The following is an 11,037-nucleotide window of genomic DNA, read 5'->3' as shown; positions in this document are numbered from 1 at the left end:
CCAAGAAATTTCTTGGGCCGTCACTAAGCACATCTCCGATTCCTTCAATCTTCTCGAGAGCCTCTCGGGTTCTCGCTTCCGTCCGTTTCAGCGTTTCGGCTGTCTCGTTCGGAGGTGAGGCCAATTATAGAATTTTCTGGATGAATGTCAAGGGCGTTTCTGCAAAAAAATTCACTTTTTTTGCGATTTTTCAAAGATAACTGTTTTTAATCCACAAAAACTACAACTTATCAACTTTTTATCCACAGCTTTCTTTTGACACCCAGCAAAACAAGCCCTATTTTCTTCGATTTTCTAACTCATTGATCATCAACGAAGTAGAAAAAAGTCCCTTTTATTGTATTTTTATTCCCATGACAAGCCAGAAAAACATCGTCACAACCATTTTCTTAACGTTTGCCGCCCTCTTTTTCGTCGCATGCGCCGAAGATTCAAGTCCAACAGGTGGATCCAACGACGACTGGCATAACAGAATAGAAAACATCCCCGTCAAAAGAAGTTCCTCCAGTAGCGCACAATCCAGCTCCTCTGCATACAAACTAGACGACGTATTCAACCCCGACATTTCCTATGGTGAAATTACAGACAAACGCGACGGGAAAAAATACAGGACCGTACAAATTGAAGACCAGACCTGGATGGCTCAAAACCTCAACTACGCGGACTCCGTAAACACGCCCTCCCTTAAGGGAAAGATGTGGTGCGGAGGCGATTCTTCCATCCAAGACTATTGCGATATCTTCGGAAGGCTCTACACGTGGGGCGCCGCCGTTGACTCCATAGAGTTTGTAAAGGAAGGATACAACATTTCCACTAACTATGATGATTACTTGCTCGACACGACACCCTCGCCCAAAATCATAACGGGAATTTGCCCAGAAGGGTGGCGTTTGCCTAGCAGCAACGAGTTTGACGACCTGCTCCAAAAGTTCGGAGGATTCTCCACCGCAGGGAAGGCGCTAAAGGCAAAGACAACTTTGTGGAACACCAATTCTGGATCCGATCGTGTAGGTTTTTCTGCCATTCCCACGGGTTATTTGTTCCATGACGGATCCATGAAATACGTTGGGGAAAACGCAAACTTTCACACAACCCAATACAACAACTTACATTCCGTCATCAAAGTGCTGGCGGCAAACCGCGCAAACGCCTCGAGCGAATTTCGCCTTCGAAAAGAAGGCTACTCCATCCGATGCATCAAGATTACAGAAGATGATTTAAGTGCGGACGATCCCGTTGCAGATGAAGATTCTACCGTAGACAAAGATTCTACTGCAGACGAGTTGACAAAGTAAAGTGCCATTAATAGCAACGACCAAAATACTTGTCATCTTCTTTCCAACGAGGCTCTAGCCTAACTTTACAGGCCCCATCAATAAGGTCAAAGGGCTGATATTTCCCTTCACCATTGTGGTAAGCGCGGGAGTGATATTCTTCAATGTCCTCGATGTAGTAGATTACCGTCGAACGACACTCCCTTGACTTTCTGAGTTCATCGTAAGAAATCACCTTGTACCAGTTTCCATCTGGAGCACACTTGTACTTGACAGAATCCTTAAATGCATAAATTTCACGCACAAGGGCAGTGTCACTAATGCAGAGTCCAAGGTCTTTTTCTTTCTGCGTAAAGGGTCGCCAAGCGAAGCTCGTATCACAAGCATTTGACCAGAAACGCCCATTGGCACTGCGAATGTCACAAATGAACTTCTCATCCTGGGAAGCACCACTTTCAAAAGGATTATCCAGAACTTCAAATAGGTTATCGCGATTGCATTTTCCAAAGCCTAAAAAATGGTTTAGCATTTTGCTTTGCCAGTCCCCGGCAAATTGCCTCATACTGCCGCAGTAATCCCTATGATACCAACTATCTGAATGACCGCTACCATTCCTAGAATACTTCGCATCCCAGACTAGCTTCATTGAGGAAACTAGAGAATCCATATCGCGGGAAATGAGCGTCAAGTTCATAAGTCCATAATCCACAATCGGCACGACGACATGTTCTTCATTCAGGATTCCATCTTCTGCAAAGTCTGCCTTGACACTATCAAGAAAATCCCTATACCCGGAAGCACTGTTATTCTGCCTTACGAAGGACCAGGCATAAACGACGAAATTGGAGCGGGTGCAGATTGTCCGAACATCACAATTTACACAACGTGTGTCATAATTTTCATAGGGAACATCTACATCTTCGATATCAAAAAGTTCCTCACGAACATTGAGTTGTCTCTGTAGCTCCTGTAACGCCATATTTTTTGCAGTATAGACCGGGTAACCCTGCCGCATCAATTCCATGACTCGCGGGGTCAGCAAAGTACTTGCCGTGCTGAGTATAAATTCGTCTTTACGCCCCACCTCCGTCAAGGATTGAAGCTTTACTGTCACGGAATCATCGGCCTGCAATTCGGCAACAAACATCACCGTCTCGGATTCAATGTTCCTTGCGGGAAATTCAAAACTTACTAGATCCTTAGCCGGCTTTGCAAATACGGTGTCGCCAACAGCTTTCAGTTTTTCATTGACGGCGTAGTAGTAGAACCTGCGAACCGTAAAATCATTCTCGGCCAATACATATCCGACAGGCGCCCGATTATCTAGCCCCAGCTCATAAAGTTCCACAGGTTTTGTGTGGGATTCCGGACCAAAAAAATCTTCTTCCCCACAAGATACCAGAAGGAACAACAGGGCGATATGCAATAAAAATCTTAACATATACTACCCCCAGTTTCCACTCGACACTTTTTTACGACATTCTATATACCCCTGCTGAATATCGGCATCCAGCTTGATACGGGGATGGTCAATTTTTAGGTTGAAGGAATATTCCTTGGTGTAGTCGGAACAGTCTCCATCATAAAACTGCTCAAAGTTTTTTTTGGAAAACTTGAAATCATCGGGGCCAAGAACCAGCACATTGGAGTAATTGCCATTGTGCCATACAATTTTCTCTGCGGTTTCGCAGTTAATATCGTTGCAGCCGAAAATATCCAAATAGAACCGCGTAGTGGAAACACCACTCCAATAGGGTATATGATCATCACCTGCGTAATCCTTCGCCGTATACTCAATATCCATCTTGAATTCAAAGGACAAGGGATTTGCAGAAGAATTCGCCCTATTTACGGACAGTGTGACCATCGTGGCAGACGCAGAATCCGAATTGGTCAAAAGAGTCGAATCCATCGGCTGGTAATTTCTAAAGCGATGGTCATGTTTCAACGACACTTTTACAATCGTATCCGGATAAAGCCAGTCTACATCCAGAGAATCCTGGCAAAGAATGATGGAATCCAGTTCCACAAAATTCGCTACCTTCAATTCATAACGATTCAAGGTTTGGGTATAGTCTTCATAGTAGTATGCATTGCAAGCCACCAAGGCTAGCGCCGCTGCACATAGCAGAATATGAAGCAACTTCGCCACCATTCTCCAATTCCTTTCCGTTACTTTCGACCCATATCCCTTAGGCGGAACAGCACACAGGCGATGTCCACGGGGCGAGGCAGACTCATTTCGCGACTCATACCCTGGGGCAAATTACGGAAACCAACGTTCTTGATCTTGTCGCAGATTTTTGCGATGGCGTCGGTAATGGAATCCCCCGGCAGCACGGCAGATTTAGACGATTCGTCGGCACTGGCCGCACTCTGGCAAAGATTCAGCAGCATAAAACCGGCGCCAAAACGCTGCTGCTTTCCGGCGAGGGTCACCAGGCGGCTGGTATCCGAAACCAGGAAGCCGATTTGAACAATGTAGTCTCCGTTCAGCTTGACTTTAACCTGACGTTCCACGGCGGACAGGGGCTTGATGGAAGGCTGTAAGGGTTTGACATAGTCAGAGAAAGTTCTGCTAACCGGGGGAACAAAGGCGGGAAGGTCCGTCGTCACAGCGGGTGCGGCCCCCAGGACTTCGCAGGCCTTGCCCGCAGTCTTTGCACATTCCGCATTGTAGTTGGCCATGACGATAATGTTGTCTGCAAGTTCCAGGTAGTCGCCACAGGCACCTGCCACGAGAATGAAACTGCGGGCCGCAACAGAGGACTCTGCGCCACCACAATCAGAACCGCTCTGCGGATAGCAAATATCGCGGATGCGGTCGGTCAGGGGAATCAGAGGTTCGCGGTCATCGCCCAACAGCTTGCGGACGCGGACATCGCGGATAAGGAAGTTCACCGCCGAGGAGTCTTCGTCAATAAGATATGTAGAGGCGCCAACTTCCATAGCTTCCAGCAGGTTGGCCGCTTCGCTTGTAGAGCCCGACGCACCCGCCGTCGTAAATTCCTTGGTGCTTACGCCGCCGGGCAGATTACGGACAAACTGCGACAAGTCCGTTCCACGGACACTGCGGCCATCCTCCACACCCACGCGAACGGCAGTTTCATCGATGACAATGCCTTCGCGGCCATCGCCGGGAACATGGGGATAAACAGAACGAGTCAACGCCTGAAGCAAGGTGGACTTTCCATGGAAGGCGCCACCGGTAATAACGGTAATGCCCTTGGGAATTCCCATGCCGCGGATTTCACGACCGTTCACATTCAGCACGACAGCCATTTCGTCGGGAGACTTGAAGGGGATCGCCCCTTCCATAGGATCTTCGGAAATCCCCGAAGCGCGGGGCAACACGGCTCCGTCGGGAACAAAGGCGGCCAGGCCGCGGGAATCCAGTTCGCCAAGGATGGCGCGACGGTCTGCCAGCACTTGATAGTGGGCATCCAGGGCGGCCTCATCGCTCTTGCTATAATAGAGACCGGCTGAAACCAAGTCCGGAAGGACCATGGTCAAAATTTCGGCAGCCGCTTCCGCCTGGATCTTGCGGCCATCGCCAGGAAGACGCACCTGAAGGACCGCACGCAACACGCCGTTATCGATCCACAGGGAATTGCGCACCAGCATTTCGGGGCCGGACACATCGAAGATTACCGCGGCATCCTTATCCGGGTAGCGTTCCAGCACCAGCTTGCTAAGCCTGCGATACAGAAAATCGCTGAGGGCCAGACGACGTTCAAACTCTACACCCCATTCCGAACCGTAGCCCAGCATCTGGAGGTCCGCCTTTATCATGATTCTGGATGCCGGAGCGTAGGGATCCCCCTGCACATGGAGAAATTCCAGTTCGAAGTCCCCAAAATCCCAAGGTTTGTCGCCGAGAGACTTGTAGAGGCCATAGTTTTTGCCATTCAGCATTCGAATTCGTTGATAAAGAGCTTTCATAAAAACAAAAATAACAATCCTACACCCCTTTTTCCCAATTTTTTATTCACTATTCACTGTACACTCTTCTCTTTAAACAAACTTTTTCACAAAAAAAATTTAAATTCCAGTAAAACTTTGTATTTTTTAACGCAAACTTAATAGGAGTAATCCATGAAGAAACTGTACATTTTCGCCCTGATGGTGGCATTCCTCTCCATCAACGTCTTCGCTGCCGATTGCGATGGCGACGAACCTCCTCCTCGCAACCAGAACGCAGTGGTCAACATTATCACTGAACCTCCTAACAGCGACGTGTTCCTGGGTGGCGAACCTCTCGGCAAGAGCCCCATCGAAAACGTGACCGTCAAGTCTGGCCGTCAGACCCTCGTGGTGATCGACCAGGGTTTCGAACTGGTGAACAAGCGCGTGAACATCTGGCCGGGCAAGAACAAGTGCAATGACTTCAACTTCGGCACCAAGATTCCCAAGGGCCACATCAAGGTGACCACCAATCCTGGCAAGTGCATCATCTTCGTTGATGGCGACCAGGCTGACAAGACCGATGGCGCTCCCCTTACCGTCCACAACCTGGATGCAGGTGACCACGTGGTTCGCGCAGAATGCTCCAACCGCAAGTCTGCTGAAGCACTCGTAACCGTTAAGGGTGAAGAAACTGTCGAAGTCACTCTCGACGCTACCGGCAAGAAGAAGAAGAAGTAATTTTCGACTTCAGACACCAAGTTTGACGGAGGCCTGGCTTAACCGCCAGGCTTCTTTTGTTTAAAAAAAAATTAAATTTGCAGCCGTAACAAAGAAGGAACCGACAATGAAACGTCTCTTACTACTCTTGGCCGCAGCCCTTTTGCTTTGCTCCTGCGCCAACAAGTCCATGACCCGCTACGAAGCCTTGGCCCCTGCCCTGGAAAAGGACGGCTTCGACGGAGCCATCCACAAGGTCAAGAAAGAAGAAAAGGACCTGTACGGTTCCAACAGCCAGTTCCTCTATTATTTCGACCTGGGAACCCTCCACCATTACAACAGGGACTTCAAGGAAAGCGCCCTGAACCTGGACAAGGCCGAAGAAATTTACGACGACCTCTATACAAGATCCGTCACCAACGAAGCGGCAGCCGTAGTTACCAACGACAACGTGCGCCCCTACAGAGCCCGCCCCTTTGAAATTGTGGTGCTCCACGAACTGCAAATTTTGAACTACCTGGCCATGGGCGATGTGGACGGAGCCATGGTTGAAGTCAAGCGAGCCCAGCTAGCCTTGGAAAGACTTTACCAGAAGGATAACGAAAAGGTCAACGACAACGGCTTTTTGCGTTACCTCTGCGGCCTGGTTTACGACCTGGCAGGTGAAAGTGACGATGCCGCCATTTCTTACGTTCAGGCCGTGAAGGCCTTCGACGAAGGCAATATCAAGATGCCCAAGGAAGTTTGGGAATTCGTCAACGAGAACCTGCGCCGCACAGACCGCGCCGACAACCTGAAAGACCTGAAGCACGAACCCCTGGCAGCCACTCCCACAGCCTCCAAGGCTCACGAACTGGGTCAGGAAATTATCGTTATCGGTTATGCCGGACATAGCCCCATTCTCGGTGAACTCTACATGTCCGGAACCTTTGTCAGCGGCGGAGTCATGCATCTAAACTACAAGGATTCGCAGACCGGGAAAATCAGTTCCTTCACGCTGGTAGCCCCGCCGGTTTCCGGCGGAAACGGTGAGACGTTCCATATCGGATTCTCCCTCCCCGAAAAGAAGACCCTGCCCCAGCGAGTCAAGGGCTTTGACGTAAGTGTGGACGGCCAGAGATTTTCTCCGGAAAAAATTATGGATGTGAACGCCGAACTGGACAAGAACATCAAGGAAGAAACGCCTACCACCATTACCCGTACCGCCGTTCGCGTGACCCTTCGAACCATTGCCGCACAGCAGGCCAAGAAGGCCATGAAGACGGACAACGTCCTCCTGAATTTAGTGACAAGTCTTGGCACCGATGTGGCCCAGAGCCAGCTGGAACAGGCCGACCTGCGCATCGGTCTCTTTATGCCCAATTCCATTTATATGTCCCGAACCCCGGTAGAAGCAGGAGTCCACAACGTGACCGTCAAGGCAACCGGCATGAACGGCGGATACGCTGGAGAGTACACCTTTAAGGACCTGAAGGTTGCCCGCGGACAGAAAGTATTCCTGATTATCCCCGCTATTCGCTAAAAAAGCCTCTAAAAAGGGCATTTCGGCCAATTTGCGGTTTGCTTTTTGGAAAATATTATTTAGTTTGATTCCAAAATCTTTTCTAAGGAGTAGATATGAATTTTAAGGCTCTTATTGCAGCAGGCGCCTTGCTCGCCTCCCAGTCTTTTGCAATTATCGGTATCGGTGGTCACTATGCACCTGGTTTTGGCACCAAGATGAAGGGCATGGACAAGCCGGCAGAAATCGGTTCTAACGTAGACCTGCAGCATGGCGGCTTTGACGGCACCATGCAGGGCTTCGGTTTCAAGGTGTGGGTGGATATCCTTCCCATTATCGACGTAGAAGCTACCGTCAACTTCCAGTTCGGTTCCTATGACGCAAGCCTCTTCGTCAAGAATCCGGTCGACGGCTCTTCTCAGGAAATCCCTCTGGAAATTGAACTGGGCGGCACCCCCTTCGGCAAGGCCAACCCCAAGTTCGTAGCCATGAACGGCGACCTTTCCATCACCTATCCCATTACCTCCCTGCCCATCATCCGCCCCTACATCGGCGGCGGTATCACCTATTACATGAACTCCTTTGTGCTTAACCAGCAGTTCACATCCAGCATCGTCGGCAACGTCATTGGCGACCTTGACGATCTCGCAAAATTGTACAAGGGCGCAGCAGAAGAAACCGATCCTGCAGCTAGAGACCAGAAGATTCAGGAAGCCAACGCAAAGGCAAAGACCATGGGTGAAACCGTACAGCACAACATCCAGGACAAGGCTCTTGACGAAGGCCTCAACACCTCTATCGGCGGCCACGTGCTGGTGGGTATGCGCGCCAAGCTCCCTATCATCCCCATTGCCGCATACGCCAACTTCAAGTACTACTTCGGCGGCGACTATCCCAGCGAAGTCGATCCGGGTAACATGACCGTTGAAGTGGGTGTGGGCCTCGCAATCTAATTCGGCAAATTTTTTAGGTACATAGATGACTCAGAATACTAGCAGCACAAACATTCTCATTATCGAAGACGAAATCGCCATCGCAGAAGGCCTCATCGACCTCTGCGAGCTGAATGGCTACCGCGTCAAGCACGTAATCAACGGCGAAGACGGCCTCGCAGAAGCCCTGACCGGCCAGTACGGTCTTGTACTTCTGGACCTGATGCTCCCGGGCATGGACGGCTTTACCGTTTGCGACAAGATCCGCGAACAGGACAAGAGCCTGCCCATCATCATCCTTTCTGCAAAGAATGCCGACGAAGACATCATCAACGGTCTCAAGTTCGGTGCTGACGACTATATTCCGAAGCCGTTCTCTGTTCCCATGCTCCTGGCCCGTATCGAAGCAGTGCTCCGCCGTAGCCGTCAGAGCATGGAAAACGAAGGCAAGCTTGTTGCCGGTAACCTCAAGGTGAACTTCCGCGAATACACCGGTACCCGCGGTGACGAAGAACTGGCATTTACCCGCAAGGAAATCGAAATTCTCGAATACTTGTGGACTAACCGCGACCACGCCGTTCCCCGTTCCGAACTGCTCCGCAAGGTCTGGGGTTACGAAAATGCTGAATCCGTGGACACCCGTACCGTGGACATCCACATTACCAAGCTCCGCAAGAAGATTGAAGACGATCCTTCTCACCCGAAACTGCTGGTGACCTTCCGCGGTGAAGGCTATCAGATGCGCTCTGCACCCGAATGCGAAAGATAAGTCTCAAAGAAGCTCTCTCATACGTTAAAAAGCACCAGGCGGTCATCAAGGAACGCCTGGTGTTTATTTCCATTTTCCTGATTATCGCAGTTCCGCTGACGATCATATTCGTGCAGTCTTACCGTCAGGCTCGAGACCTTAACGAACGCAACGTCCAGGAAGATATCCAGAAGGCCTTTTCCACGTTTGAACTTGCCTTGTTGCAGGACCTGAACCAGGAAAACCGCCGTTCCTATAAAGCCTACGGCATCTTGAACTCCATTGCCGTCATTGGCGGAAGCGGAAGCCTGCTCTCTGACTTTTTCGTATTCCCCGACCGCATCGGTCCGTTCTGCGAATACGACCCCAACTATCAATGTACCAAGGGCTTGATTGGTCACTTCCAGATTTCCCATAACGGAGATCTGCTTACACCGTTCTACCCGGATACAACAACCCTTATCGGCAAGTCCATCTGGGACAACGCGCTGTTCGACCACCGCGAAGAACGTAAAAAGACCCGCGACCAGATTCAGCACCTCCTGGACACCCTGGACATCAAGAACGGTCTTCCCAAGCGAGCCACCCAGATGATGGACTCCACGGAAACCATCGACCAGCTGTACGATGAAATGCCCGACTTCGCCCTCCCCGTGAGAACGGAAACCACATCGGAAGACGAAGCTATCACCTATATCGCCGAAACCCAGAAGGACGACTCCACTCTGCAGACGGACCTGCTGGCATTCTCCGGGGCAAATACCAACGTCGACATTTCCAACTTCCAGGCAAGGGCCATTAACGATACGATCGTCTTCTACAGACGAATCCTTATCGGTAAGATGCCCGTTATTCAGGGTTTTGCCGTAGACATGTTCCGTTACCTGAACTTTATCGCCCAGGACAAACTAAAAGACTACGTCTATTCCCCTTACGCCATCGAAATTTCCCTGAACGGTCAGACGATTTCTACCATCGGTCGTAGAACATCTTCCCATTACCTGAAGAAGTTCTTCTTCTTAGCCAAGCCCTACGATAGCATTCGATTCTCTATGTTCGCCAGCGAAGCGACGAACATCGGAAGCATGGTCACCCTGATTTCGGGAATCATCCTGCTGATCTTTATCGCAATCGCCCTCTGGACCATCTACCGTTTCATCCAAAGTAAGATGGCTCTGGCCACCAAGCGTCAGGACTTCGTTTCTGCAATTACCCACGAGCTGAAAACGCCTCTTACCGCCATCAAGATGTATGCGGAACTTCTGCAGAATTCCTGGGTGGTCAGCGACGAGAAACGACAGAAGTATTATAACCAGATCGCCAGCGAAGCCGACAGACTTTCCCGACTGATCCAGAATGTGCTGAACCTTTCAAAACTGGATGGCAACCGCTGGAACGTGCAGCTACGCAGGGAACGCCCCAAGGCTGTGCTAGACGACTTTATCGCCACCTACAGCAAGAACGTAGAAAAGCAGGGTTTCGAGCTGACCGTTTCTTCGGATACGGATGCAAGCAACATCGCATTGCTAATTGACCGCGATGCCATTATGCAGATTCTGATGAACCTGGTGGACAATTCCCTGAAGTTCAGCAAGAAGTCGGACTACAAGATGATCAATATCGAATTGGCCATCAAGGGTACTGACATGTACCTTGCGGTCCGTGACTTCGGCCCCGGTATTCCTGCCTCCGAAATGAAGAAGGTGTTCCAGGAATTCTACCGCGTCGAAAACGAAATGACCCGCCAGACAAGTGGAACAGGTATCGGTCTTTCCATGGTCAAGAAGCTCTGCACCCTGACCAACCTGAAGATCGAACTGGAAAACGCAAATCCCGGTTTGCGCACCAAGATTCACTTCCCGCCGCTGGACCTTTAGTTAAATAATTTGTTACCGATAAAACTTAAGTTTGCAACATTTTTTGCGAACTTAATAATGTATTTTTTGCAGAAAATACTGC

General features: G+C 50.0%; 9 protein-coding genes. 6 read left to right on the top strand and 3 right to left on the bottom strand.

All coding sequences use genetic code 11. The features are described 5' to 3' along the window. Window positions 1–353: 353 nt before the first annotated feature. A complete protein-coding gene (locus B7992_RS09390) occupies window positions 354–1,295 on the top strand; it encodes an FISUMP domain-containing protein (protein ID WP_139259235.1) in 942 nt (313 codons plus the stop codon). Between the two features lie 7 nt (window positions 1,296–1,302). Here the strand turns inward: B7992_RS09390 and B7992_RS09385 are convergent, their stop codons facing one another. From B7992_RS09385 to B7992_RS09375, 3 genes are read right to left on the bottom strand one after another with little or no spacing between them, the layout of a single operon-like run. Further along, window positions 1,303–2,715: a hypothetical protein gene (locus B7992_RS09385; RefSeq protein WP_088666125.1), complete on the bottom strand. Its 1,413-nt coding sequence runs from the start codon at window positions 2,713–2,715 to the stop codon at window positions 1,303–1,305. A 3-nt stretch (window positions 2,716–2,718) separates the two neighbouring features. Next, entirely contained in the window at window positions 2,719–3,429 is a 711-nt protein-coding gene (locus tag B7992_RS09380; RefSeq protein WP_088666124.1) for a hypothetical protein, read from the bottom strand. 17 nt (window positions 3,430–3,446) lie between these two features. Further along, window positions 3,447–5,216 (bottom strand): ABC-ATPase domain-containing protein, encoded by a 1,770-nt coding sequence (locus B7992_RS09375; RefSeq protein WP_088666123.1) that lies wholly within the window; start codon window positions 5,214–5,216, stop codon window positions 3,447–3,449. A 153-nt stretch (window positions 5,217–5,369) separates the two neighbouring features. On the opposite strand from B7992_RS09375, the gene B7992_RS09370 reads away from it, so the two are divergent. The 5 genes from B7992_RS09370 (at window position 5,370) to B7992_RS09350 (ending at window position 10,955) form a co-directional block, all read left to right on the top strand. Continuing rightward, a complete protein-coding gene (locus tag B7992_RS09370) occupies window positions 5,370–5,918 on the top strand; it encodes a PEGA domain-containing protein (RefSeq protein ID WP_073161153.1) in 549 nt (182 codons plus the stop codon). Window positions 5,919–6,024: 106 nt separating this feature from the next. Continuing rightward, window positions 6,025–7,419 carry a hypothetical protein gene (locus B7992_RS09365; RefSeq protein ID WP_141100424.1) on the top strand — a complete coding sequence of 465 codons (1,395 nt, stop codon included), beginning with the start codon at window positions 6,025–6,027 and terminating at the stop codon, window positions 7,417–7,419. Between the two features lie 95 nt (window positions 7,420–7,514). Further along, window positions 7,515–8,351 carry a hypothetical protein gene (locus B7992_RS09360; RefSeq protein WP_088666121.1) on the top strand — a complete coding sequence of 279 codons (837 nt, stop codon included), beginning with the start codon at window positions 7,515–7,517 and terminating at the stop codon, window positions 8,349–8,351. 25 nt (window positions 8,352–8,376) lie between these two features. Beyond that, window positions 8,377–9,099 (top strand): response regulator transcription factor, encoded by a 723-nt coding sequence (locus B7992_RS09355; RefSeq protein ID WP_073161156.1) that lies wholly within the window; start codon window positions 8,377–8,379, stop codon window positions 9,097–9,099. Further along, on the top strand, window positions 9,087–10,955 hold the full coding sequence (locus tag B7992_RS09350; protein WP_073161157.1) for a cell wall metabolism sensor histidine kinase WalK: 1,869 nt from the start codon (window positions 9,087–9,089) through the stop codon (window positions 10,953–10,955). Before B7992_RS09355 ends, B7992_RS09350 begins: the two co-directional genes overlap by 13 nt. Window positions 10,956–11,037 lie beyond the last annotated feature (82 nt).

The organism is Fibrobacter sp. UWH1, assembly GCF_002210365.1.
GTDB lineage: Bacteria > Fibrobacterota > Fibrobacteria > Fibrobacterales > Fibrobacteraceae > Fibrobacter.
The sequence above is the reverse complement of the archived record's forward strand: the minus strand, read 5'-3'. Positions and strand labels throughout refer to the sequence as shown.

Coding starts and splice junctions, on each gene's coding strand:
- B7992_RS09390 (WP_139259235.1), top strand. CDS start 354: ATGACAAGCCAGAAAAACATCGTCACAACCATTTTCTTAACGTTTGCC.
- B7992_RS09385 (WP_088666125.1), bottom strand. CDS start 2,715: ATGTTAAGATTTTTATTGCATATCGCCCTGTTGTTCCTTCTGGTATCT.
- B7992_RS09380 (WP_088666124.1), bottom strand. CDS start 3,429: ATGGTGGCGAAGTTGCTTCATATTCTGCTATGTGCAGCGGCGCTAGCC.
- B7992_RS09375 (WP_088666123.1), bottom strand. CDS start 5,216: ATGAAAGCTCTTTATCAACGAATTCGAATGCTGAATGGCAAAAACTAT.
- B7992_RS09370 (WP_073161153.1), top strand. CDS start 5,370: ATGAAGAAACTGTACATTTTCGCCCTGATGGTGGCATTCCTCTCCATC.
- B7992_RS09365 (WP_141100424.1), top strand. CDS start 6,025: ATGAAACGTCTCTTACTACTCTTGGCCGCAGCCCTTTTGCTTTGCTCC.
- B7992_RS09360 (WP_088666121.1), top strand. CDS start 7,515: ATGAATTTTAAGGCTCTTATTGCAGCAGGCGCCTTGCTCGCCTCCCAG.
- B7992_RS09355 (WP_073161156.1), top strand. CDS start 8,377: ATGACTCAGAATACTAGCAGCACAAACATTCTCATTATCGAAGACGAA.
- B7992_RS09350 (WP_073161157.1), top strand. CDS start 9,087: ATGCGAAAGATAAGTCTCAAAGAAGCTCTCTCATACGTTAAAAAGCAC.